A 23,796-nucleotide genomic window follows, 5' to 3' on the forward strand; every position below is an offset into this window, starting at 1 on the left:
TAGTCAACTTGCCGTAAGATATTATCTAGCAAAGAACATATGTAAGATCTTTTTTAAAAACTGTTCGTAGATTTTGAAAGATGCGCTAAATGCGGAACGTTTCTTTTCACTTTCCATTATAATTTTATCCCCTTTTATCCTCAGGCATATTCTACACAAAACAAATTGCCGTTAGTTGAAAAAATGAAAGGTCTCCCAGAAATAATTCTGAGAGACTAGTAAAAAAATTAACCTGTGAAAAAACTTACAACACCTATCAGCACAAAAAATATGAGAATTGCAGATAGAATGAGTACAACTATAAAGATAGGTTTATACTTTGCTCTATTTTCTTGATTACTTATCTTATTATGTAAATCATCTAATTTTCTTTCAATTTCATCCAGACGTTTTTCAGTGTTAATATCCATCACCTCCTACCTTTTATACGAATTACTTCTCTAAAAGTTTCCTAATTACTGTATTTTAAAGAATATATATGTAAAAACCATTATGGATTGTATTTATAGTTAGTTATCAGAATCGTTTTTATCAGTAGTGCAGATATCAAAACTATAAAAGCTCATTTAAGCTATAAAAATACTTAAATACAGTTATAATAGATAATACATAGACGATAAGGTGAGATGTATAAATGACTGATTTTTTATCTGATTTTTTATCAAGCTTAGGTCCTATTGTTGATACTCCTAGGCCTTTAAATACTCGAAAAATTAACAAACATATTTTATTGCTAAAACAGCAGCACTGGTTCAAAAACGTTTATGATAACAAGGAATACTATGCACTACTTTTTGGGAATAGACGAGTGCGATCTTATCTACACAGTAGCTTCCGTGTCTTTAGAATGATTCGTAACGAGAAGGTGCAAAAGAAGTTCATTATGCTATTGAATAAAGAATTAAAAAAATAGTTCTTTTCAGAACAATCAAAAGTGAAATGGACTCACTTGTTTGATAACAAACGAAATAATAAACGAAACAGCAATTGTTGCCGCTAGCTGCTTTGGAGTTTTGTAAAAGACTACGCATAAAACAGCATACATAATGAATTCTTCAATATAGTTTATATGTATATAAAATATTCCAACCGCTAAAGAAAGACTTAACAATAACCCCATAGGCAACGCTGGTAATATCCAAGCTAGACGTAAATTATTTTTAGCGATCCATACAATAGCTGCTAGAAACGGAGACGCTAGTGCGATACTTCCCCACAGTAAAAAATAACTGGTTGGAAAAAATCCAAATAAAAAAGCGGAATATATATAATAGCCTGTTAGCATTCCTATAAAGAACGCGAATGTATTAAGAGCCGCACTAATTTGGGTTTTACTATACGCGGCTATAAGAGTAGCAATCAGTACCCAAATACCTGTCCTTGAACACAAATATCCAAAATATGGTATGATGTTCATCCACCAACTTCCATCAACACCTGCAACAGTATCTAAATATTTGGCTGCTATCCCCAAAGCTGTACCGAAGACTAAATAGATAATAGAAAATGCAAGTTTGTTTGTAGACTTAACTATTCCAATAGTAAACTCCCCCTAACCAAAACAAACCTATTAAATTGTTTTAACTCTTTCGTCCAAAAGCTTTTGTATCAATATTTTTGTCATCTAGAAAATTCTCTATTTTTTTCTGTTCCCTTCCATTTACACCTTCATTTTTATTCATAATTGACTCAATTTCTGTTTCAGAAAAATCTCCTTCGCTCATACGCTCAACCATGTCATCGATTGCTTGATCCAGTTCATCCAAAATTTGATTAGAACCCGTAATAAAGCGGCTAATTCTCTCTGACTCTTTTTTATATCCTTCGGGTAGAGTATTGTGTGAGATATAGGTGGAAAAGTTACGATCATTTTCTTTTACCAGATCGTTTAGTTGTTCGAGTTTTTTCGCTTCAGCTTTAGTTAGCTGTTGATCAGAATCCATAATTTCTTCAAATTGGTCACTGATATTGGATAAATCTTCGCTAGTATCTAAGTATGTCTTTATACTTTCTTTCATTTCCTTTTCATCAATTACAGCATTATTTTTCGATGAACTAAATATGGAAGTTGGTAATACAATTTTTTCACTAGCTTCTTTTGTACTTTCCTGATAAGAACAAGCGCCTAATAAAAAAATAATTATTAAGCTAAAACAAAGTTTCTTCAATTCAAACGCTCCCTTTAACAATGTATTAGTCCCATTAATTTACATAGAAAATTTTAACATTAAAATTCTCTTAGGACTATACATCTAGAGGCGTATATTACAAAAATATCCTCATCTAAATGAATATAGCAAAAAATGTTAAGAACAAAGATTTGTTTGCTGTTATAGTGAACGTAAGGTAGGTGAATGTAAATGAATTATGTAACTTGTATACAGAGAACGCTAGATTACATTGAGGAGAATTTGGAGACACAAATTACTTTAGAAAAGTTAGCAGAAATTGCTTGTTTTTCTCCTTTTCATTATCACCGTGTCTTCCAAGCCATGGTTGGAGAATCAGTGATGGATTATGTGAGAAAACGAAGACTTACACGCGCAGCAGAACGCTTATTTTTCACAGATGAAAAAGTCATTGATATCGCACTTGATGTTGGTTTCCACTATCAAGAGTCTTTTAACAGAGCGTTCAAAAAATTTTATGATGTTTCACCGAAACAATACCGTAACGCAAGAAGAATATCTGGACCGCTGCGAGGAAAAGCCTACCTAAATACTGCAATTTTGTCAGGAGGAAATAAGATGGAACCAAAACTAGTCACTAAACCTGCTTTTTATGTCATTGGATATGAGCTAAAAACAAAGAACGAGGGTGGCCAGAATAATAAAGACATTCCTGAATTTTGGCAACAGTACATGCAAAATGGATTAGGCTCTAGAATACCCCATCCCATAAACAAAAACGTGGAGCTTGGTATTTGCACTGACTTTAATCCTGAAACGGGTGAGTTTGTTTATGTAATTGGTATGGAAGTTGAGAAAGACACTCCAGCACCTGAAGAAACAGTTTACAAAAGCTTCCCTGAACTAGAATATGCCGTATTTACTACACCAAAATCAAATGAAGAATCTTTTACTTCTTCCATTCAGTCCACGTGGAATTATGTTTTTACAGAATGGTTCCCTGAATCGGGTTATGAGCACTACGGATCAATGGAGTTTGAACTGTATGATAAGAGATGCTATGGTTCAGAAAACAAAGAGATCGACATCTACATTCCTGTGAAAAAACAGATCGTTAAGGCATAAAAAAGAAAAGCATTGCAAGTAGAAATTCACTTATAATATTGAACATATTCCTATACAAAAGCCCAATCTCTAATTAATTAAATTTAAGAGCGGGCTTTTTATTCTTTTGCATTGGGAATTTTGGAATCAGCCAATTTGAATATTCCCTTCATTTTTAGTTATCATAATGTACGATATCGGCAATAAAAACATCAGATATACAGAGAAATACGATGTGCTTTTCTCTCCAATTACTTAATTCTTAAAACAATAGATATAAGGTAATACTAGCTAACCCGCTTTGATCTTCTTCTAAAAACTCTAAAGAATCCTCGGCTTTATTTTGACATTCAACTAATACGACAAAAAAGAAAACAAAATTAGATACATTTACTATCACTTTATTTTATGTATTTTCCTCACGTGCATATTTTTTACATTTTATAGGAATGATAACGTTACTCGTTGTATAACAAATATTCACTCATATAAAAGGTGGTAAAACGTGCGACAAAGATATCTTCTGAAAAGCTCTAATAAAGAAAAGACAACAGATTGTTCAGCAACTCCCTTATATGATGATGTAAATAAAAATATAGAGAGACTATTGAACGAATTAGGAAATAGCTCCGATGTATTGGTTCGAATGGTTGAGTCTCCGTATCAAAACACGTTAAAAGCAGCCGTTATTCACCTTGACGGATTAGCAGATGAAAACATTATAAATGAGAATATCATGACTCCTCTTATTCAGTGGCTTAAGGAAAGTAACCAAGTAGTGACCGCCAAAGAGACAGAAGCACAAATACCCCAGATGTTAACTGTATCTCAATTGACTATTAAAGAGAATTGGCATGAATTTATGTCAGCCGTTTTAACTGGTGATACAGTCATACTACTGAATGGAAGTTCTAGAATTTTCATTGGTAATACAAAAAAACTTCAGTCCCGCGCAGTAACAGAACCAACCAGCCAAACTGTTGTTAGAGGACCTAAAGATAGTTTTACAGAGAATTTAAGGACTAATACATCCTTGATAAGAGCTAGAATTCAGGATTCTAATTTACGCTTAGACAGCATGAAAATTGGAAGCGTAACCCAAACAGATATAGGGATCATGTATATTCAAGGGAATGCAGATGAACGTATTGTAGAGGAAGTCAAAGAACGTTTAAAAGAGATTAAGGTAGATGGGGTCCTCGAGTCGAACTATATTGAGGAATTTATCCGGGATGATAGGACGACTATTTTTCCACTTCTATTAAATACGGAACGACCTGATGCCGTTGTAGGAAATTTATTAGAAGGTCGAATTGCTATTATTGTACAAGGAACACCTTTTGTATTAATTGCACCTGCTATTTTTTCTCAATTTTTTCAGTCTCCCGAAGATTATTATCAAAATTATTATATTGCTTCCTTTTTAAGGATACTAAGATTTGGTTCTTTTTTTCTGTCTATGTATGCGTCCGCTATCTATTTAGCATTGATTACGCATCATCAGGGGCTTATTCCAAACACATTAATGGTCAGCTTAATGGCGCAAAGAGAAAGAGTTCCTTTTCCAGCAATTGTAGAAATGGTAGTGATGGAGTTAGCTTTTGAGATGTTGCGAGAAGCAGGAATCCGAATGCCTAGAGCAATCGGACCAGCAGTCTCCATTGTAGGAGCGCTGATTTTAGGACAAGCAGCTGTAGAAGCAGGTTTTGTATCGGCGGCTGTTGTGATCATTGTTGCTATTTCTGCCATCAGCAATTTTACACTGCCATCTACTAGCATTGTCAATGCGGCCCGTGGTTTTCGGTTTATCTTGATTCTAATTTCAGCATTTATTGGCTTATATGGAATTTTGCTTATGACCTTATGTATATGGCTTCATATAAGTAGTCTAAGATCTTTCGGTATCCCCTACTTTTCACCTTTTGCTCCCTTTGATTTTAAAAAGCAAAAGGATACTTTAGTTCGATTCTCTTTACCATCTCTGTTGAAAAAACATCAAAATAAATAGACGTCATATAAAGATGAATGAGGATAGAAAATGAAAACTTATCTTTCGCTTTTATGGATCGCTGCCATTTGTTTATGCGTTTCAGGATGTTCGAATTACCGAGAATTAAACCAAATAGGAGTTATTATAGGATTGGGAATTGATAAGAATGAAAATTTGGAACAACCTTATAAAGTAACCTATCAGGTCATTAACCCAAGTGGTTTGTCACAAGGCAGTTCGTCGGGAGGACAAGGTCTTCCTGTCATTAACTATACAGTAACGGCCAAAACGTTAGTGGAAGCATTAAAAAAAGCTTCTGTCGTCATCCCAAGAGAACATATTACTTCTCATCTTTCGCTTATCGTTGTAGGTGAAAAGTTAGCAAGAAATGACCTTAGCTCATTATTTGATGCCTTGGATCGAGGCAAGCAAGCTCGTACAAGTATTCCAGTTTTTATTGCACGTGATGGAACTGCTGAGAAATTGCTTGGTGTGATTGAACCTTTCGAGGTTACTCCAGTCAAAAGTATCCTAAGTACAACCCAGAACAATCAAAAAATGTACGGAATAGTTAGTAATGTACAAGCATATGAAGTTATTTCTATGCTTTTGAGTGAGGGAAAAGACCTATCTCTTCCTGGAATCACCATTAACAAACCCTCTCAGAAGTCAGAAGAAGCAGGCAATTTAGAGAATACCAGCCCAAGCGCTATGCAGGTAAAAGGATTAGCTATGTTTAGAAAAGGGAAATTAGTTCGATGGCTGGATGGGGATGAAGCTCGATCTGTTCAACTTGCTACGTCTAAAGTGAAGAGCACCGCCCTTGTTTTCCCTTGTAATATAAATGAGAATATCACAGTTACGACGACCGGAATAAAAAGTCAAATAAAGACAAAAATCCGCCATGGACAACCTTTTATTCATACAGATTTGAATGTGATGGGAGAAATTACGGAAACATCATGCCAGAAAGATTTAAGCAACCCTAAGGTCTTAAAAGAGTTGGAAAAAGAAGTCCAAAATGAACTGCAAAAGGAAATTACAAAGACTATTACCATCGCACAAAAAGAAAAGGCAGATATATTTGGCTTTGGTGATAGCTTATCTCGAACCAACCCTAGTTATTGGCGTCAGCATAAACAGAATTGGAAGAATCTATTTTCAAGTGCGAAGGTATCGATGAATGTGAACGTCAGTATTGTAAATACCGGAATGCGTACAAATCCTTATGAGGTAAATTAGATGAGGAGCTGAAAAAGCGTTGACTAAAATAAAAATCGATGGATTTCAATTATTTTGTATGATGTTTATCTTTATATTGGGCAGTACGTTACTTTTAGATATAGGAAAGGCTGCTAGGCAAGATGCATGGATAGTCCCCCTTTTGGCTACTTTTTTTGGGTGTGTACTGTATTTAGTCTATATCTCCTTATATAAGAGATACCCTAATATGCCTTTGACTGGCTATCTCATTAAAATCTGGGGTAAATACGTAGGCGGTGCTATTAGCTTTTGCTATATTATATATTTTGTTTATATTGCTTCTAGAGTACTACGTGATTTTGAAGAATTACTAATTAGTTCTTCTTACTATGTTACATCGATTATTACGCTGGGCATATGTATGACCTTTGTGTTAATTTATAGTATTCACTTAGGAATAGAAGCATTCGCACGAGTTACATGCTTATGTTTTGTTGTTATTTTACTGACTCTTTTTATATTAAATGTTTTGTATGTAGTAGGAGGCTATATCAAGGTGGAAAACCTTCAACCCGTATTAGCAAATGGATGGGGAAACATAGGGAAAGAGTTAGTCCCTCTTGGTATTACTGTGCCTTTCGGGGAATTGATTACCTTTACTATGATTCTTCCTTATTTGAATAAAAAAAGTCAGGCTGCAGCAATTGGACTATCCGCCATTATAACAGGAGGAATTGTCTTAACCCTTAATTCGATTATTCTTTTGTGTGTACTCGGACCAGAGACTGTTTTAAGATCCTCTTTCCCGGCTCTTACAGCTGTGAGTTACATTAACATAGCTAGTTTTATTCAAAGGCTGGATACCTTTATTCTTATTCTCATGGTCATTTTAGGTTTTGTTAAAATAACCATCTATTTCTTTTGTGCAGTGATTGGCGCGGCTGATTTGTTTCGAATGAAATCTTCTGTTACAAACATTTATTTAATTGGCGGTGTTATTTTTTTCTCCTCACTGATGATTGCTCCTAGTTACCAAGCTCATATAAATGAAGGACTCAAAATTGTTCCTTATTTATTGCACCTCCCTTTTCATATAGCAATTCCCATCTTATTGCTGATTACAGCATATATAAAACAAAAAATAAAGCCTGCCCTTTCATGACAAGGGAGGCTATTGTTTTTTTAACACAGGAAAAATGCTAACAGTAACGAACAACAAAGCAAATAAAATAATCAAAAAATAATCTTCCCCACGTGCAATTATAAAATATTGTTTTATATTATAAAGCGATTGAAACATATAGTTTCCCTGAAAAGCGTCAATGAACGCAATAAGAACATAAGCACCCAACGTAATACATAAGGATGGAATTATTTTAGCCATTATATCAGCCTCACCTTTTTCTTTTAAATTGCGGTAAATACTATAAAAATATACAAGGCGTCCATGAGATTTAATACTATTTATTAAATAATTGATCTTCTGCAAAGCAATCTGTTATAAAAACCTTACATAACAAGAATTGTGGACAATGATTTCCAAGGAGCTTTGTTCATTCTAATGCACGGTTCTATTTTTATAAACTCTTGAGAAATAGTACAAGCCAAGCAGAAGTAATCCTACATTTGTATAAACATAAAAGATAAATCCATACCAAACATTCTTTTGAGCCAATGAATCAAAAACGTAGTGCAATAAGTGGTATAGCGCTACATAGATTAAACAAAGACTCCAGAAAATATTTTCTTCTCTAGAATAAATCTCTCTTAGTAATAAAAGAATGATCCACCAAAACACAAGTATGGATAATGTACTGAGTAAGTTAATTGGATAAGTCTTATAGTAAAAAGAATACGCGCTGCTATAAAATAAAAGCATCGATAGTAACAACATGAATAGTGGCTTTCTAGAGTGTTTATTGGTGATAAAAAAGTACAAGCCAATTAAAATGGCCATAAAAAAATAAATGTAATTCAACAAATTCTCCATCTCAAACCTCAACATTTTTATAATTTAATACTATGATATTTACGTTTCTCATAAAATCTTTTATGTAGTGGGTCAAAAACACAGCATCTTATGCTTCCTTGCCTCTTTTATGTGTACAATACCCAAAGATAGCAATTCCAAAAGAAACTCCAAAAGCGGTTGAAAATGCTGTTAAAAGATCAGAATTAGAGGTAAACAGAATATTAATCATTAAGTTTCCTCCGAAGAAAATTAAAAAATATACAAAGAATTTCAAAATAACTTTTTTCAAGAACTACCCTACTTTCATAGATATCGTTTAAATTGACTGCTGATTCAACACAGAATTTAAAAATCACGAAATTATAAATATAGCCAATATATGATTATATTACCATATATTTTTACTGACCATAAAAAAGAACCTCTTTAAAATAGAGGTTCTTTTTTATAACAGATAAGATATTTAGTTACGGTAATGACAAGAATTAAAATGTAATTCGCAAGTTTTAATTTAATAAAGATAGTTCTCTTACTACCTATAGCTTCTCTACCAATTCATCAACACGGACACAAGTGAATCCTTTTGTTTTCACTGTTTTTAATACATCTCTTAACGCATTAATTGTGTTTCTCGGAGCTTCAGATTCCGCCCCGAGCGTATCTCCGCAGTCGTGCAGCAAAATGACGTCCCCGCCTTTTATATTGGCTAGGCGTTGTTTAATCTTTTCGCTTCCGCCAGAGGTTCGCCAATCTTCCGCCATGATTGACCATAGAATAATCTTATATTTACCTCTTCTAATAAAATCGAAAAGGTTGAGCATTCCCCAAGGCGGGCGATAATAAATAGGTGTGACTCCAGTGATAGATTTAATTACCTTGGCTGTATTCTTAAGTCCTTTTCGAACTTTCCAAGGCGACATAAACCAGTTGGAGTGATGTGCGTAGTTATGAATTCCAATTAAGTGGCCTTCATTATGCATGCGCTGAATTAGTTCAGGATACTTTTCTGCTTTGGTACCAACCACAAAAAAGGTTGCCTTCACTTCATTTTTCTTCAGTAAATCAAGAAGTATCGGGGTATAAACAGGATTCGGACCATCATCAAACGTAAAAGCAATTTTGGATAAATCCCTTCCTCTTTTAATTACGTTCACTCCTAGGCTACGTGATAGGAAATACGGAATAACGGTGTATAACAAAATAAAAAAAATAATAGCAGAAATCATAAAGCCCATACTATATACTCACCTCTATCTCTTCTTGCTTTTGTATCGTTCTACCACTTGTTGCGTTGAGTAATGAACCGCGTCTTGCTTCTCCGACAATGACACGGAGAGCGTCTATGGATGATGTTTTAGTTTGGTATTTTTTCATTCTTTGTTTCATCCAGCTTAAAGGTGCTGAATCGTGGACCAGATTTTCGACCCGCGCAATCAACTCTTCTTCTGTTTTTACAGAAAGTGCGAATCCTGAACGACATAAATACTCTGCATTGTCTTCTTCTTGTCCTGGTAACGAATGATAAAGCAGTATTGGTAAACCCATCGCCATTGCCTCAGAGGTTGTCACTCCCCCCGGCTTGCTGATCATTAAATCTGAAATAGCCATTAATTCTTCAACCTTTTCACAATATCCCAAAATTCTCACGTCATGCTTTGAGTCTTTTAATTCCCACTCTAATTGTGTTTTTAACTTCTTGTTTTTACCGCATACTATAAAAAGTTGAATCGGTGTAGAGATGGACTCTAAGGCCTTAAAGGTTGAAATCCCTTTTCCAAAAAATCCGTCGCCCCCTCCCATGATAAGCAAGGTGAACATATTTGGATTGATCATATATTTATCTAAGAGAAGATCCTTTGGAAGAACATCTATAAATCTTTTCCGTACAGGTATTCCAGTGTTTTTAATTTTATCTGCCTCTACCCCTAACGCAATTAATTGATCACGCAATCGCGCAGACCCTACCACATATTGATCTGTAGAGCGATGAATCCAATAAGAATGATCCGTATAATCTGTGATGATGGTTACCGCTGGAATATCAATTAACCCTTGCTCTTTTAATTTCGATATAATTCCTGCAGCAAATGGGTAGGTACTAACCACTACTTTCGGTTTTATTTCCTGTATGATTTTAAGCACGGTTTGCATTCCTGACAAAAAGATCGAATTTAACTTAACAGAAAAAGAACTTTTCACACGAGTTTTTTCATACAAAAAGCTATACACTTGTGGAAACTTCTTAATTCCTTTTTTATAAATATAATGGCTGATTGGATAAAGGTTGGGATGAACCCACTCCATAATGTCAATGGTAATAGGCTCAGCATCAGCAACCATATTACTTACTGCTTCACTTATCGCATTTGCCACTTGTTTATGTCCTTCTCCAAACGTAGCGGAAAGAATTAAGTATTTATCCTGTTCACGATTATTCATGATTTTTCCCTCCTTGTAGTTTGTATGCTTTTGCTATGGGGTAAAACTGAGACTTTTCAGCACATCTTTTTGTTCTTTTGTTTAGGCGATTAAATAATTGCTCTGCTGATAAAAGAGTAAGCATGATAAAAAATCAATACCGGGTATTTAGCCTTTTTGGTAGTGCATCTTTTCTTTTTTTTCGTTACATAGATTGTTTGGGAACTCCTTACACTATTTATTAGAAAAACAAACAGTCTTAAGTTGAGCTTTCAAATAGCACATTTTCAGTCTACGTTTTGTAATTAAAAATAGGCTAAAAATAACATTAAAAATTAATGAAAAATCCAGTTTTTTTAATAAATAGTGCTACATTAAAAAAAGCAAAGGTGAAATTAACCTTTTCCCTCCTCTTATTTTCAATCAAATCCAAGCATATTTGAGTTATTCGCCGTGCTTTAGGCAAATACATATTATGAAAGAAGGACAAACCATGGATTTTATCACATCTTATATAAATCAATACGGATATATCGTGCTGTTTCTGGCATTGATGCTGGAACTTCTTGCTCTTCCTCTTCCAGGGGAGCTGCTCATGGGCTACGCTGGGGTTCTTGCTTTTCAAGGACATTTAAGCTGGGTGGGAAGTATCCTGGTGGCTGGTATGGGGAGTATGGTTGGAATGACCATAGCTTACGGGGTAGGCTATAAGTTAGGGACTCCTTTTTTTGATAAATACGGAAAAGCCCTTCATATGGGGCCAGAGCGAATTGAAAGAATGTCAAAATGGTTTAGTGTACATGGAAACAAGCTGTTGATTATTGCTTATTTCCTCCCGGTTATTAGACATATTACAGGATATTTTTCAGGAATTACTCGGCTTCCCTTTCGTACGTATGCACTGTACGCCTATAGTGGCTCATTTCTTTGGGTCACCACATTTATTACTCTAGGAAAGTTATTAGGACCTCAGTGGGAACAGTTTCATCATGCTATCAAGAAGTATTTTGTCATTGGGATGATTGTAGCTGTATGTTTGTTCGTTGCTATTTACATTTATAAAAAGTTCAAAGTAACGATTAAAAAGATAGCAGTTAATTGCCTCAAGTGGATAGTAAACGTATTTCATACGCGGAAACGGGCAGGTCTTGTTTTTATATTTACAGCATTAGTTACATTAGGATTTATTCTGCTTATGATTGGAATGACGCAAGACTTTATCGCAAACGAGTTTGGGGATTTTAACAAATTAACGAGTTTATTAATAACAGCCCTTTTTAATAAAGATTGGAATGTACCAATGCGGGTATTTTTCATGCTAGGATCTAGGAAAGTTCTGGTAGCATTGATTTTCTTTACACTTGTATGGATTTTATGGAAAGGCAGAGATAAAAAAATTGAATTGTTATCTCTGGTAGTTGCTGCAGGCGGCGGAGAACTATACGAAGAAAGCCTGAGACGAATGTTCCACCATTTCTCCCCTATTAGAAAATCGTTGATAGAACAGCTTTCATACACCTTTCCAAGCGAGCAGTCTTTAATGGCTTTTGTTATTTATGGGTTTGCTGTATTTATGCTGGTTCGACACTCTAAAAGGTTATGGATTCCTACATTAGCACCAATAGCGGCCATTCTTATTTTATTGCTTATTGCGATTAGTCGTTTGTATCTGAGTATCCAATATCCCAGCGACATTGCAGCAGGATATGTATTTGGAGGAGTATGGCTAGGGTTAAACGTTTTACTTCTTGAAACCTTCCGTCTTATGAAAGGTATTAATCTATAAGTGATACTGTAAAAAAATTTATTTGTGATGTTTCCCATGAGAAAAAACACCTCCAAGTGATTGTTCGGTACTCCATACCCAGTTATCAGCTTGAAAGTGTTTTTTTATTTATATAAAATCAGAGCCTGTCCAAATTATTAGAAATTACGTTTTCTTAATCTGCGAACGCTGATACTTTCTAAACTAGTTGTATTTCTATTACCTGAATTATCTTCCCATACTAAGAATCCGCCTTCTGCTCGAATAAACGTACCATTTCCATCAAGCTGTCTCCCAGCAGAAAAAACTTGAATTTTATCTCCTCTTCGAAAATTATCTACTATAGAGCGAGATTGAGATGTACGACGATCTCCACTACGACGTCTTGGCATAATTTCACCTCCTTATACATTTATAGTACACACTATAAAAAAAGCAAAAATTGGCATAAGCAAAGCGCGTAAAAGTATAAAAATATTTTATAAAATAAAAATTTGGCTATACCTGTCTTTAGTATTTCTGCAAGGTTTCTTACATTTATCCACAGTCCCATGAGACCTCTGAATCTCTTTCATCTTGTAACGTGACCTAGATTCAGTGAGTATAAAATACATAAGGGATGTTTAAGGTGTTTGATGTATATAGTCTGAGAAGTCTTCTTTTAGACATAAAAAAAGAATCCTCCATGAAAAAGAGGATTCAACAGGGTAAGTAAGAAAAAGAAATATACATGCATGTTCCTGGGGGGGCTACGCTTGTATAATCAACTTATACCCGCTATTCACTGATTGAAACAGCTAAAAACATTTTATAAAAAAATTGATAGTTAACCTATTAAATTAGCCCTATAGATTCTTGAACTACTCCCCCACGGATGATAACCATCGCCTATATATGAAAAGTCATACTTTTCATAGTATCCAACGTAGTCGGTGCATAAATAAAGATTATCAAATCCGGCATTTTTCGTATCTTCTTTCAGCTTTAAAAGAAGTTGCTCACCTAAGGATTTACCTCGATAACTTTCTTCAATGTAAAGAGAACACACCCAGGGCCATAAATCCATTCGACTTATAAAATCGTTGGTGATAAGCCCTGCGCAGCCGATAATTCCTCCTTCGTCTTCTAACAGGTACCAGACTGGAAGACAACTATTTGTGTTTAAGCTATGTATAATACAGTCTTCGTAAAGCTTTAAATTCTCTTTACTCGCCCACTTACGCTGAGTATATTCAATAGCTTTGTCTTTGTACTCTACCTGTTCTCTAATATTAATAATTCGCATGACAAGGGCTCCTCTATTAAAATTAAATCCATTCTTTTGTATGTTCATAAATGAATTTGATATCGTTTTGATAATGCTCAAGATGCCCTTCGTCTATCATTTTTTGAAACGCAATATCACCTTCACTAGCTTTTCTTGTAATTGTTTTACATAACCCCTCTAATCGCAGCAATACCATTTCCAAATAACCTTCTTGTAATTCTTCGCCATAAGATTCAAAAAATAATTTCACTCTTCGCTTTCTATCTTGAGCATGCTGTGATGAATTATAATGAATTTTCTCACCTGTTTCTGAAAGATAAAATCTACTCAAAGGGACGCACGTGTAAAGAGTATAAGCTATGTCCCAAAGCCTTGGCCCAGGTGCAGCAACATCAAAATCAATAATTCCTATTGGTCTCTCATCATTAAAAACAATGTTGTATATAGCAAAATCATTATGACATAGTATTTCAAATGGTTTAGGAGTGTTATCTATTGATTTCCAGCTATCATCAAATGAAAAATCGCTCACTGAATCATGATAAAGACGAAGCATTTTCCCTATTTCTATCAAAACATCATCGGACCACATATATTGCTTTAAAGGATAATTACCAGCTTCACCTTCAATAAATGACAAGACCTCTCTCCTTTTTTCGTCAATACCTAAAAATTTTGGTGCATAACTAAACCCTTTGTTTTCTAAATGCTTTAATATTCTATGAATTTTATGACTACCTGATTTTAATTCTCGTCGTACAGTATTTCCCGAACGATAAACGTTAGAGACATTCCCTCCTGTTAGTACTTCTTCTTCCTCAAAGCCTGACATATACATATTCCCCCTGAATATACCCGATTTGTCGTCAATAAGTGAAAGTGATAAAGCATTCACCATAATGAGATACCTTATTTTACTATTGATTTAGAAAAGCCCGTACTTTTCCCTTCATAGCCCATTAATGTTACTTTACATTATAAAAAAAGAATCTTCATTTGAAGATCCTTTCAGCTACTTGTTCCATATAAAAATCCGCTAAAAGATTGAAAGACCGCTACTATATTAAATCACCAAAAGCCACCGTCTGAGTGGATAATTTGTCCGGTAATCCATTCCGCTTCTTCACTTGCTAAAAAGATAATTAATTTGGCGGCATCTCGAGGCTCACCGAGTCGACCCATTGGGAACTTAGGCAGTAAATCTTCCTTTAACTCACTGCTCATCCAGCCAGTGTTAGTTGGTCCAGGATCTACAGCATTAACAGTAATTTTAAGAGGTGCTAATTCAATAGCAACTGATTTAGTAAATGTAGAAACGGCACCTTTGGTGGCAACATAAGCCAAATTTCCAGGCTCAGGTGACTTATCTTGACCTGATACCATATTAATAATTCGACCGCCATGTTTGCCTTCGATTAGACGTGCAAACTCAACAGTTAAAAGACATGTCCCTCTAACATTCACGTCATAATGAGCGTCGAGAACATCAGCATCTATCGAACGAAAATCCACGTCCACAGAATGTGTTGCATTATTTACAAGGATTGATGGAGAACCCAGTTTGGTTTGAACTGTATCAAGCAGTTTTCTTGATGCATCGGGCTGTGATAAATCCAATTCCATCGATTCACATCGTACTCCCAGACTGCGTATCTCCTCAATCAGATGCTTCGACCAATTAAAATCATCCTCATTACAATAATCCATTAAACGATCATAATTTGACCAATGAGTGAAAAAAATATCTGCGCCTTCTTTAGCTAACTCCCTGCATATTTCAGTACCAATACCTTTTGCCCGACTAGCACCAGTAACAATCGCAATTTTATTTATTAATCGCTTCATAAAGCATCTCCTCATGGGAACGCTGAATTTATATGCTCACCAATAGCACACGATTTCAGCAATCCTGTATATGTATATTAATCTATCAAGTTGTAATGAATGAAAAAGGTAATCAAAGTTTAAATGGTATTACAATGTCTATATTCTGCACTCATAGACAGAGAATGACATGCCTTCTCCGTAGCCATCTTTTACTTCATGAACAGTAAGATTGTTAAATCCATTAGAGCTAAGGATACGTTCAAACTCTTCTGAGCCATAAAGTCGAAGAGGGAAATCCATTATCTCCACCTTTTTTGTCTGATTTCCTTGAAGTAGCTCATATTTTATCTTAGTATTCAAAGAGCTCGCTTTTCTATCGTAGAAGCTTTTTTTGTAAACGACGATGATTTCTTTATTAAAAGATACTCTATTTGTTTCAGTCCAATCTACTAGTTCTTCAATTTCACTTTTTTTCTTTATAATCGTTAAAAGTATTTTCCCACACATCGGTTCTAATACTTTCATATTTTGGTCTTTTACAAAGGAAAGATAAAACTCCAGCTCTTTTCTCTTTGCAACGGATTTATCAACTTCGTATAACCTTGTGCAAAGCTCTCCATAGTAATCATCCATTCTTATTTCACCTCACATAAGTAGTTTTCCATACGTACATTCAACTTTCCTGCTCTATTCTAGTCAATAAGGTAACAGACGGAACAATCGATTACCTAAATAAAATTCAAAAAGGAAATATTCTCATTTTAGAGAAGTGAATAAAGGGCTGCTTTTCATTTTTCTAACACTTAAAAGGAGGTACACAAATGAATGAACAAATACTAAAAATAGATAAAGTAGAGATTTGCACAGAAAGTTTTGGGAACCCTAAAAATCCGGCTATTCTTTTAATAATGGGAGCAATGTCCTCGTTAGATTGGTGGGATGAAGACTTCTGTCTTCGCCTCGCTGAAAGGGAGAGATTTGTTATTCGTTACGACCATCGTGATTTAGGCCGCTCTACCACTTATCCACCCGGTACTTCTAACTATACAATAACGGATATGGCTGATGACGCAATTGGCGTTTTAGATGCTTATTCTATAGAAAAAGCTCATATTGTTGGAATGTCGTTGGGCGGGATGATAGGTCAGATTCTTGCTCTTAGATATCCAAAACGCATAGATTCCCTTACTTTAATTGCATCAAGCATTTTTGGAACTGAGGCGGAAAAATTGCCTCCAATGGACCAGCGTATACTTGATTATCATACAAAAAGTACTTCCATAGACTGGTCAAATCAAGAGGCAACCGTTCACTACCTTGCAGGTGGATGGAAAACGTTAAGTGGAACAAAACCTTATGAAAAGGAAAGAATGTATAAGCTAGCAAAAAGAGAAGCTGCCCGCGCCAAACAGTTGCCGAGTAGATTTAATCATGCTTTACTTCAAGGAGGAGGCCAATATTATGACAGATTGAGTGAAATTAGCACACCTACGCTGATTATTCATGGAACAAAAGATCCGGCACTTCCTTATGAACATGGACTTGCTCTTGCAAAAGCTATTTCTCATGCTAAATTAATAGCTCTTGAAGGTACAGGACATGAAGTTCATAGTGAGGACTGGGACCAAATTATCGAAGCAATTGTAGGGGTTAGCTCTTAAAAGTAAAAAAAGAGAAATGAAGACTTCAAAGCGCTTTTTCAAGAAAGCTTTGGGGTCTTTTCATATTTCAAAATTCCTTTCTTCTACTAGCAGTTGACAAAAACGTTTTCTATAGCAAAGGGTATTTTGTACAAAAGGACCTACACCTTTTCAAGACAGCCTATTTACGATAAACTAATAATTCATGAAATATCCACATAAGGGTATTAAAGTAAGAAAATGGAGGCTTTTTATGAAATATTTTAAGGTATTTTTTTGTTTAATCTTATTACTCCTAGTAGGCATAACCGGCTGTTCTCAAAAAGAAGAAGTTACAAGCATTAATACTGTTGATGTAAAAAAGCTTAAAGAGCGTAGCGGAACTTATGTTGGAAATAATTCTAACGGGGTAGCTATCGTAAGGGACTTGCCTGGAGGAGAAACATTTAAAGAAATTGATTTACATAATAAAACGCTAAAAATAACGTATGGTACTAAAGCGGGCTCTCTTTCAGAAGTTGAAACGTTAAAATATTGGTTTGACGGTAAGAATACATTGGAGAAAAACTTTCTTTACAATGCTATTTATTTAGCAATATTAGTGCCTAATGCTCAAGGTTACAGTTTTAAAGTAGACAATCAAAAATTCTCAGTATCTAGAGAAGAAATGGAAGAGTTTATTTCTGGCAACATTAAAACTTTACCGGATAGTAATAAATTATTTGATAAAGAAGAAGCACAGCAATTTATAGATGACAATAAAAAAAAGATAAATAAAACAGTTAAATCGGCAGCTATTCGAGAACATTTTTTTAAGAATGTTCCTATCGTAAAAGAATAAGACCAAATAATGAGCCTTAAGTAAGGCTCGTTATTTGGTGTCTATTCACTTAAATAATCTTTTAAATTAAATAAGAAATCCAGAAAGTCACGAATCAAGGAAATTTTTCACAGCAGTTAAGAACGCTGATAAATTTTCTGTATGCACCTCATGTCCAGCTCCTTCTATCATCACTAACTTGCAATCTGGAATACGTTTAGAAACTTCCTGCAACTTATCTTGAGGGATATGGCTAGATCCTCCTCCTATGATGAGAGTAGGTGCAATTATCTCTGTAAGACTTCCCCACCATTTAGGATTCGGGTTGTTCAACTGTTGAAGAATTGAAGGTACAACCTCCCAGTCAAACGGTAAAGAACCAGGCGGTTTGGCTGGGATTTCGAACTTTTCTCCTGTAAAAGGTGGAGGAGTGTCTTCAACAATCAATTGATTTACCCTTTCTGGAAATGTTTCAGAAAAAAGATAGGACACCGTACCGCCCATAGAATGCCCAATCAACGTAAAGCGCTCCAAATTCATGGCATTTACGAACTGAAGTAAGTCATCACACATAAGTTCAAACGTATAGGTGCCGGTTCTTTCACTTCCACCGTGTCCTCGCTGATCTAAAGCTAAAAATCGATATTCCTCTCCTAATACAGCTGCTACTTCATCCCACGACTCTGCACTCATTCCCAAAGCGTGAAGTGCAATAATAGCGGGTGCCGAAGCTTCGCCCGACTCTCGATATTGAAATGTTAAACCATTTAGTTCAATTTGATTTACTCCCATTTTCAAATTAGATCAACTCCTAACTCAGATTTCACCCATTAAAATCTAGTTTATTAAGGTTCATCTATATATTAGTAAAGAAATGAAGATTTCCTTCACCTCTTATCTTATTAGGAAAGATATTAGATTATTTTATGGATCCTGTGTAATTCTTTAGTCAGCATAATGTACCTAGAGATTCTTACTTTCAATCCCCTTATACTTTAACCCAAAAGTACTACAAGCCAATTGAATAAAAGATTGTAAAGGAAGAGACATAAATTTATCTTTATGCCAAAACATTTGTGTATAAAGAGGCGTATCAACTTTAGTACAAGCCAATTCTTTTAATATGCCTTTCTCTAGCTCTCCTCTTACTACTACTTCGGGCAATATGGCAATACCTAAATCTAGCATAACGCATTGCTTAATAGCTTCTACGCTTACAAATTCAAATTTAGTTGATGTACAAATACCCGCCTCACGAAACAAGTTTTCCAATACTACACGATATGAACATCCTGATTCGGTATACAAAAGAGTCTCATTCTCAAGATCTTCTAAGTAGATTTCCGCTTTATCAGCTAAAGGATGCTGAGGAGAAGCAATAATTTTTAAGTTTTCTGCAACAAGACATTGCGTATGTAAATTTGCATCATGATGCTGAATAGGCTCCATTGTGAAGGCGATATCAAGAGTTCCGTCTAGCAGCTGCGCTCTTGTTTGTGCTTGAGAGTAAATAGGCTTAAAAATCATTTTAACCTTTGGAAATTGATCCTTAAACTCTTTTAATATTGGAGGCAATCTATATGTACACTGACTTTCAGAAGACCCAATAATAAGTGTACCGGCAGGTTCCTCCACTCCACTTACAGCATTTTTTGCTTCCTTAGTCAGTTGAATCATTTTATCAGCGTATCTTTTAAATTCTCCGCCTGCCTCTGTTAAAACCAAGCGCTTTCCGAGACGTTCAAATAAAGGCGTTTCAAGTTCATTTTCAAGCGCTTTTATTTGTGCGGTAACGCTTGATTGAGCAAAATTCAAAATTTTAGCCGTATATGTAAAATTTAAATTTTCTGCAGCTGTTTTAAATGTAATCAGTTGTTTTATTTCCATTTCCCTCACCTCTATGTAATCGGATATTCCGATTGATTCAATCGGAATATTCATCTGTAACGATCGTTAATTTCATTATAAAATATGGTAAATCAAACCACAACATACTAAATACAAAGTGATAAGGGGAAATCATAATGAATATAAAAAAAGAAAATACAAAGGAATCGATGAGTTTAACACAAAAAGATACGAGTAAAAAAGATTTCAAATACTACTGGAATGAAATTATTCGAGCGCTTATCGTGACTAAATAATTAGAGCCAATCAATTATATGTTGCTTAAAAAAGCTATATAAATTAAATTCACGTACAAGCGTTTCAATGTAAAAACAATAGCCCGCTAATTCTGAATACCTTCAGAGTTAGCAAGCTATTAATCTAATAAATTTATAGTCATGTTTATTCGTTTGAATCCAACCTAAACTCCGCAATGTCCTTGTCATCTTGGGAGACGATAAGCGTACCTTTTATCTAACACTTCATGGTGTGATTGAGCTTCGATATGGTATTTAGAATACCTAAATCTAATTGTTAATGTTCTTGAGACAAAGCAAAATTAGAATAAATAAAAGTACTCGTGCTAATTATTATTATCCATAAATAAGCTGTTTCCTCCCTTTTTTAGTTTTAACACGTTTTTTGTACATATGATAATGTATCAAAAACGAATAGACATATTGAAAACAAAAAAGCTACTGGTATGTGGGACAATCTCGTCCCACATACTAGTAGCTTTTTTAATTAAAAATCGTTATATTCCTCTAAATCATCATCATCTAATGACCCAGATAATTGCTCTAGATCTGCAACCTTACCTTCTTTGAAGGTTTGGTGGCTTTCTGAAGGCTTCTCTTCTATCTCCTCTTGTTTACTCACAAACCCGTTGGACTGAGCTAATTTCTTTAATTCCCGTAGTTCGGAATTGATATGTTCAAGAAGTTCTTCTGTTCTGTGTCCTGTTTCTACTTGATTGGAAGATGAACTATGAAGGTCACGAACAATTAGAGATGAAATATAGTCCCCTAATTTTCGAGACTTTGCATATTTTGCAAGTATATCATAGACTTCATCACTCAACTGATTAGTTTTAATCGTAAAGGCGTTTTGACGCTCTGACATGGTTATCACCTACGCTGTTAGGATTTAACGGCTTTCTTCTCGGCTTGTTTCTTTTGAAGGTACCCCATGCTTCGGATTTCTAAGCCGAATAAATTTAAGTGACGGCTATCCTCAGGCACTTTATGATATTTCTCTGTGCGTTCTTCGCCAATTTTTTCACGCATGCTATTCATAATCGCTACTTCTAGTGTAGGAGCGACACCACCACTATATACATATTTTCGGATTTTATTTGCTGGTGGTGGGGCGACATCATTTAACTTAGCTAGTAAGATCTCTACATAATCTCTTAGAGAAGATTTGATTTGAGCTGTTAAATCAATGGATTCACCTGTGTTTTCATTTTTTAGTTCAAACTTTTGTTTGCTGTAGTTATCTAAAATAAATTGATCAAAAGCGCGTAAATCGGTAAACAACTCTGGGAATTTCTCTTTTCGTAACTTATCGATATGTGCTAAGTAGGGAATACCCTCGATACTTTGGAACGATTCACGACTGTTCGCAGCCTTCAACCCTTCAGGTAAGATTACAACATCAATGGATCCTCCACCGATATCGATCATTACGGTTTCACATTCCACATATTCATTAGCATCTTCACGGTCTTGAAGCGTTAGGTCTTTCTTTAACGCAAAACGTGCGATTTCACCTTCCTTTAAACAAACACTTTCTTCCACAGATACTTTTAATTCTTTTTCAAATCCTGGGGTATGGATATAAAAAGTGTGATCACCAACAAAGCGATTTGCCATAGCCTTTTGCGCTTCACCAAACGTACTTTCTTTTTTTAGTAACCAAATTGGTAACATTGTAGAGAAATAGTCAATTTGGATGTTGTTGTCCTTTTGATCTTTTGTGTGTAACGCGTGGTAGTATGCAACGGCAGCTAAAAATGTTACGTATGGAATATGACTTGTAATTTTATTATGTAAACGATTGATATGATTGTTTGCTAATTGTTGGCTGGCGGCAATGTCACCCACTAAGAAATAACGTTCTTTTTCTTCCTCTCCAATGGTTGTAGATAATAAGATACGCTTTTTAAATTCCTCTGGTGCTGTAACAGCATCTGTGAAGAATGAATCAGCAGCTTCTTTTTGGAGTTCTACTACGTTGGTTTGGAAATCAAATAGATATCCATCTATGATATTCATATCGACTGAGTTCCCACAGTCTTTATTAAAACGTGAAATTTTCATCTCTATACACCTCTTTTTTTAGTTGAACTTCTGTTGAACTTATTATACAAAAGAAAAGGTAGATTTTCAATCCTTCAGTTCAACTGATTTATCATCAAAAACTTACACATATCAACAATTTTTTTATCTAGTTGAACTTATTTCCGGATTAGAAAAACAGTGTCAGGAAAGTTCTTTTTCGGGAATAAGAAAGTCGGAAGTAGAGATTCTGGTGAAAAAAGAGGTTGAGACAAAAGTATTTTAGATGAAGTAAAAAACGAGCTATTGATCAAGCGATTAGTAGTTTGTTTTTTTATTAAGCTAAACGCAGACTTCATTTGTTTAGGTCTTTCTAGCAGTTGATTGAAGGGGAAGACAAATACTCCTGGTGGAAAAGCGGAATGTATCAAGATAATATTTATATTCGTTAAGAGACTTAAAATCTTGTTTGACAATATTAGATAATACTCACCTTTTTTGAACTACCTTTTTCATTAATTGACTTTTATGATCTTTGTCTTTAACTATAATATAATTCTCTGTTCCTTTTACTGAATAGATTTCTGAACCAACTGTAAAATAGTTTGATTGATTATTACCCGCGGGCATTTTAGTTGCTTTGGTTTCCTTTTCTATTGTCCCTATTTGGTCTCCTATTTCTTGTGTTTGATCTAATTTATCTTCTGTTCCGTTATATTCCTTGTTTTCAACTACAACAATGATAGCAGAAGAACTCTCTGTATTCGTCCCTAAACTTTCTTGATTACATGCAGTTAGAACGATTAAATAAACTACTGACAGAAAACTAAGTGTTCTCTTCATAATAAGTGGCCTCCAGAGATCATTTATTTTCCTTACCCTTTAATTAAAATTGACATTAGAGGATATACCAAGTTCAGTGACTTATCACAATGTATTCGAAAATAAAAAATCTTAAAAGGTCTATTAAACAAATTTCTCATGATCCTCAACATAAAAATCTACATAACCGCAGCTGGAACAAACATAAGGTATTAACTCACTATAATTATGATTATTAGTTAATACGCTGCTTGGCGTTTTATTTATACCTAAACTTCCAGGTGATGATTGAATACGAGCTTTGGTTAAAGTTGAATTACATTTAGAGCACTTTTTGCTGTACATACATATCACTCCCTCTATTTCATAACATCATTTCTATTTTCTACAGTACACGCTTGTTAGCTTTAAAATTGAAAATTAGCCATATAACTTGAATAATCAAAGGGAAAATAAATGCAATCAATAAAACAATAAAACAATAAATGCCAACAATTTCAGCTCTAGTGTTTGGGTAACACCCGCTCCATCCACTTCTCTTGTCCAGACAACAGCTGTTCCTACGACGAAAAGTATGATCCAAATTATATTAGCTATCCACCAGGAAATCCATCGTCTTTTCACATCATCACTCCTTTCAATTTAAGCTGCATCTTTCTTTATTAATTCCCAG

At 34.8% G+C, this 23,796-nt stretch carries 24 protein-coding genes and 1 pseudogene; 7 read left to right on the forward strand and 18 right to left on the reverse strand.

Going from position 1 to position 23,796, the window contains the following annotated elements; all coding sequences use genetic code 11:
* Window positions 1–227: 227 nt before the first annotated feature.
* From ACRPLY_RS05150 to ACRPLY_RS05160, 3 genes are all read right to left on the reverse strand, one after another.
* A complete protein-coding gene (locus ACRPLY_RS05150; protein WP_325077853.1) occupies window positions 228–410 on the reverse strand; it encodes a hypothetical protein in 183 nt (60 codons plus the stop codon).
* A gap of 518 nt (window positions 411–928) precedes the next feature.
* Window positions 929–1,417: a DUF6518 family protein gene (locus tag ACRPLY_RS05155; RefSeq protein WP_367077326.1), complete on the reverse strand. Its 489-nt coding sequence runs from the start codon at window positions 1,415–1,417 to the stop codon at window positions 929–931.
* A 163-nt stretch (window positions 1,418–1,580) separates the two neighbouring features.
* The gene (locus ACRPLY_RS05160; protein ID WP_325077851.1) at window positions 1,581–2,168 is read right to left on the reverse strand and encodes an NDxxF motif lipoprotein; all 588 of its coding nucleotides are present in this window, start codon (window positions 2,166–2,168) and stop codon (window positions 1,581–1,583) included.
* Window positions 2,169–2,360: 192 nt separating this feature from the next.
* On the opposite strand from ACRPLY_RS05160, the gene ACRPLY_RS05165 reads away from it, so the two are divergent.
* The 4 genes from ACRPLY_RS05165 (at window position 2,361) to ACRPLY_RS05180 (ending at window position 7,588) form a co-directional block, all read left to right on the forward strand.
* A complete protein-coding gene (locus ACRPLY_RS05165) occupies window positions 2,361–3,254 on the forward strand; it encodes an AraC family transcriptional regulator (protein ID WP_367077327.1) in 894 nt (297 codons plus the stop codon).
* A gap of 484 nt (window positions 3,255–3,738) precedes the next feature.
* The gene (locus ACRPLY_RS05170; RefSeq protein WP_098113371.1) at window positions 3,739–5,241 is read left to right on the forward strand and encodes a spore germination protein; all 1,503 of its coding nucleotides are present in this window, start codon (window positions 3,739–3,741) and stop codon (window positions 5,239–5,241) included.
* A gap of 30 nt (window positions 5,242–5,271) precedes the next feature.
* Window positions 5,272–6,465 carry a Ger(x)C family spore germination protein gene (locus ACRPLY_RS05175; protein ID WP_098999981.1) on the forward strand — a complete coding sequence of 398 codons (1,194 nt, stop codon included), beginning with the start codon at window positions 5,272–5,274 and terminating at the stop codon, window positions 6,463–6,465.
* Window positions 6,466–6,484: 19 nt separating this feature from the next.
* Window positions 6,485–7,588: a GerAB/ArcD/ProY family transporter gene (locus tag ACRPLY_RS05180; protein ID WP_432231639.1), complete on the forward strand. Its 1,104-nt coding sequence runs from the start codon at window positions 6,485–6,487 to the stop codon at window positions 7,586–7,588.
* Between the two features lie 9 nt (window positions 7,589–7,597).
* Here the strand turns inward: ACRPLY_RS05180 and ACRPLY_RS05185 are convergent, their stop codons facing one another.
* The 4 genes from ACRPLY_RS05185 to ACRPLY_RS05200 form a co-directional block, all read right to left on the reverse strand.
* The gene (locus tag ACRPLY_RS05185; protein ID WP_223546499.1) at window positions 7,598–7,810 is read right to left on the reverse strand and encodes a hypothetical protein; all 213 of its coding nucleotides are present in this window, start codon (window positions 7,808–7,810) and stop codon (window positions 7,598–7,600) included.
* A 694-nt stretch (window positions 7,811–8,504) separates the two neighbouring features.
* A complete protein-coding gene (locus tag ACRPLY_RS05190) occupies window positions 8,505–8,627 on the reverse strand; it encodes a hypothetical protein (RefSeq protein WP_255293454.1) in 123 nt (40 codons plus the stop codon).
* Between the two features lie 307 nt (window positions 8,628–8,934).
* On the reverse strand, window positions 8,935–9,633 hold the full coding sequence (locus tag ACRPLY_RS05195; protein WP_098999984.1) for a polysaccharide deacetylase family protein: 699 nt from the start codon (window positions 9,631–9,633) through the stop codon (window positions 8,935–8,937).
* A 1-nt stretch (window position 9,634) separates the two neighbouring features.
* Window positions 9,635–10,837: an MGDG synthase family glycosyltransferase gene (locus ACRPLY_RS05200; protein ID WP_367077329.1), complete on the reverse strand. Its 1,203-nt coding sequence runs from the start codon at window positions 10,835–10,837 to the stop codon at window positions 9,635–9,637.
* Window positions 10,838–11,309: 472 nt separating this feature from the next.
* On the opposite strand from ACRPLY_RS05200, the gene ACRPLY_RS05205 reads away from it, so the two are divergent.
* Window positions 11,310–12,602, forward strand: coding sequence for a VTT domain-containing protein (locus ACRPLY_RS05205; protein ID WP_165573360.1), 1,293 nt, complete (start codon window positions 11,310–11,312; stop codon window positions 12,600–12,602).
* A 137-nt stretch (window positions 12,603–12,739) separates the two neighbouring features.
* Here the strand turns inward: ACRPLY_RS05205 and ACRPLY_RS05210 are convergent, their stop codons facing one another.
* The 5 genes from ACRPLY_RS05210 to ACRPLY_RS05230 all read right to left on the reverse strand — a co-directional run bounded on the left by ACRPLY_RS05210 (window position 12,740) and on the right by ACRPLY_RS05230 (window position 16,308).
* A complete protein-coding gene (locus tag ACRPLY_RS05210) occupies window positions 12,740–12,973 on the reverse strand; it encodes a hypothetical protein (RefSeq protein WP_099330817.1) in 234 nt (77 codons plus the stop codon).
* Between the two features lie 434 nt (window positions 12,974–13,407).
* The gene (locus ACRPLY_RS05215) at window positions 13,408–13,866 is read right to left on the reverse strand and encodes a GNAT family N-acetyltransferase (protein ID WP_033578571.1); all 459 of its coding nucleotides are present in this window, start codon (window positions 13,864–13,866) and stop codon (window positions 13,408–13,410) included.
* Window positions 13,867–13,888: 22 nt separating this feature from the next.
* Complete coding sequence (locus ACRPLY_RS05220) at window positions 13,889–14,680, reverse strand: phosphotransferase (RefSeq protein WP_098999989.1); 792 nt, start codon at window positions 14,678–14,680, stop codon at window positions 13,889–13,891.
* A gap of 236 nt (window positions 14,681–14,916) precedes the next feature.
* A complete protein-coding gene (locus ACRPLY_RS05225; RefSeq protein WP_367077331.1) occupies window positions 14,917–15,693 on the reverse strand; it encodes an SDR family oxidoreductase in 777 nt (258 codons plus the stop codon).
* 138 nt (window positions 15,694–15,831) lie between these two features.
* On the reverse strand, window positions 15,832–16,308 hold the full coding sequence (locus ACRPLY_RS05230) for a hypothetical protein (RefSeq protein ID WP_034265070.1): 477 nt from the start codon (window positions 16,306–16,308) through the stop codon (window positions 15,832–15,834).
* A gap of 188 nt (window positions 16,309–16,496) precedes the next feature.
* On the opposite strand from ACRPLY_RS05230, the gene ACRPLY_RS05235 reads away from it, so the two are divergent.
* The gene (locus ACRPLY_RS05235) at window positions 16,497–17,336 is read left to right on the forward strand and encodes an alpha/beta fold hydrolase (RefSeq protein WP_367077333.1); all 840 of its coding nucleotides are present in this window, start codon (window positions 16,497–16,499) and stop codon (window positions 17,334–17,336) included.
* A gap of 232 nt (window positions 17,337–17,568) precedes the next feature.
* Entirely contained in the window at window positions 17,569–18,156 is a 588-nt protein-coding gene (locus ACRPLY_RS05240; protein WP_367077334.1) for a DUF4825 domain-containing protein, read from the forward strand.
* An 87-nt stretch (window positions 18,157–18,243) separates the two neighbouring features.
* Here ACRPLY_RS05240 and ACRPLY_RS05245 read toward each other — a convergent pair whose 3' ends face one another.
* From ACRPLY_RS05245 to ACRPLY_RS05270, 6 genes and pseudogenes are all read right to left on the reverse strand, one after another.
* A complete protein-coding gene (locus ACRPLY_RS05245) occupies window positions 18,244–18,933 on the reverse strand; it encodes an alpha/beta fold hydrolase (RefSeq protein ID WP_367077336.1) in 690 nt (229 codons plus the stop codon).
* Between the two features lie 165 nt (window positions 18,934–19,098).
* Entirely contained in the window at window positions 19,099–20,022 is a 924-nt protein-coding gene (locus ACRPLY_RS05250) for a LysR family transcriptional regulator (protein WP_367077338.1), read from the reverse strand.
* Window positions 20,023–20,766: 744 nt separating this feature from the next.
* Complete coding sequence (locus ACRPLY_RS05255) at window positions 20,767–21,144, reverse strand: hypothetical protein (RefSeq protein WP_367077339.1); 378 nt, start codon at window positions 21,142–21,144, stop codon at window positions 20,767–20,769.
* Between the two features lie 17 nt (window positions 21,145–21,161).
* Window positions 21,162–22,343, reverse strand: coding sequence for a membrane protein (locus ACRPLY_RS05260; protein ID WP_014460729.1), 1,182 nt, complete (start codon window positions 22,341–22,343; stop codon window positions 21,162–21,164).
* A gap of 447 nt (window positions 22,344–22,790) precedes the next feature.
* Window positions 22,791–23,144, reverse strand: coding sequence for a hypothetical protein (locus ACRPLY_RS05265; protein WP_028413878.1), 354 nt, complete (start codon window positions 23,142–23,144; stop codon window positions 22,791–22,793).
* A 364-nt stretch (window positions 23,145–23,508) separates the two neighbouring features.
* Window positions 23,509–23,747 (reverse strand): annotated as a pseudogene (locus ACRPLY_RS05270) (DUF3923 family protein).
* Window positions 23,748–23,796: the final 49 nt, after the last annotated feature.

The sequence above is a fragment of the Priestia sp. TGN 0903 genome, from assembly GCF_050846855.1.
Classification (GTDB): Bacteria; Bacillota; Bacilli; order Bacillales; family Bacillaceae_H; genus Priestia; species Priestia zanthoxyli.

What these genes read in the sequence shown, in the direction of transcription:
- ACRPLY_RS05150 (WP_325077853.1), bottom strand. Translation starts at nt 410, where the DNA reads ATGGATATTAACACTGAAAAACGTCTGGATGAAATTGAAAGAAAATTA.
- ACRPLY_RS05155 (WP_367077326.1), bottom strand. Translation starts at nt 1,417, where the DNA reads ATGAACATCATACCATATTTTGGATATTTGTGTTCAAGGACAGGTATT.
- ACRPLY_RS05165 (WP_367077327.1), top strand. Translation starts at nt 2,361, where the DNA reads ATGAATTATGTAACTTGTATACAGAGAACGCTAGATTACATTGAGGAG.
- ACRPLY_RS05175 (WP_098999981.1), top strand. Translation starts at nt 5,272, where the DNA reads ATGAAAACTTATCTTTCGCTTTTATGGATCGCTGCCATTTGTTTATGC.
- ACRPLY_RS05185 (WP_223546499.1), bottom strand. Translation starts at nt 7,810, where the DNA reads ATGGCTAAAATAATTCCATCCTTATGTATTACGTTGGGTGCTTATGTT.
- ACRPLY_RS05190 (WP_255293454.1), bottom strand. Translation starts at nt 8,627, where the DNA reads ATGATTAATATTCTGTTTACCTCTAATTCTGATCTTTTAACAGCATTT.
- ACRPLY_RS05195 (WP_098999984.1), bottom strand. Translation starts at nt 9,633, where the DNA reads ATGGGCTTTATGATTTCTGCTATTATTTTTTTTATTTTGTTATACACC.
- ACRPLY_RS05200 (WP_367077329.1), bottom strand. Translation starts at nt 10,837, where the DNA reads ATGAATAATCGTGAACAGGATAAATACTTAATTCTTTCCGCTACGTTT.
- ACRPLY_RS05205 (WP_165573360.1), top strand. Translation starts at nt 11,310, where the DNA reads ATGGATTTTATCACATCTTATATAAATCAATACGGATATATCGTGCTG.
- ACRPLY_RS05210 (WP_099330817.1), bottom strand. Translation starts at nt 12,973, where the DNA reads ATGCCAAGACGTCGTAGTGGAGATCGTCGTACATCTCAATCTCGCTCT.
- ACRPLY_RS05215 (WP_033578571.1), bottom strand. Translation starts at nt 13,866, where the DNA reads ATGCGAATTATTAATATTAGAGAACAGGTAGAGTACAAAGACAAAGCT.
- ACRPLY_RS05220 (WP_098999989.1), bottom strand. Translation starts at nt 14,680, where the DNA reads ATGTCAGGCTTTGAGGAAGAAGAAGTACTAACAGGAGGGAATGTCTCT.
- ACRPLY_RS05225 (WP_367077331.1), bottom strand. Translation starts at nt 15,693, where the DNA reads ATGAAGCGATTAATAAATAAAATTGCGATTGTTACTGGTGCTAGTCGG.
- ACRPLY_RS05230 (WP_034265070.1), bottom strand. Translation starts at nt 16,308, where the DNA reads ATGGATGATTACTATGGAGAGCTTTGCACAAGGTTATACGAAGTTGAT.
- ACRPLY_RS05235 (WP_367077333.1), top strand. Translation starts at nt 16,497, where the DNA reads ATGAATGAACAAATACTAAAAATAGATAAAGTAGAGATTTGCACAGAA.
- ACRPLY_RS05240 (WP_367077334.1), top strand. Translation starts at nt 17,569, where the DNA reads ATGAAATATTTTAAGGTATTTTTTTGTTTAATCTTATTACTCCTAGTA.
- ACRPLY_RS05250 (WP_367077338.1), bottom strand. Translation starts at nt 20,022, where the DNA reads ATGGAAATAAAACAACTGATTACATTTAAAACAGCTGCAGAAAATTTA.
- ACRPLY_RS05255 (WP_367077339.1), bottom strand. Translation starts at nt 21,144, where the DNA reads ATGTCAGAGCGTCAAAACGCCTTTACGATTAAAACTAATCAGTTGAGT.
- ACRPLY_RS05260 (WP_014460729.1), bottom strand. Translation starts at nt 22,343, where the DNA reads ATGAAAATTTCACGTTTTAATAAAGACTGTGGGAACTCAGTCGATATG.
- ACRPLY_RS05265 (WP_028413878.1), bottom strand. Translation starts at nt 23,144, where the DNA reads ATGAAGAGAACACTTAGTTTTCTGTCAGTAGTTTATTTAATCGTTCTA.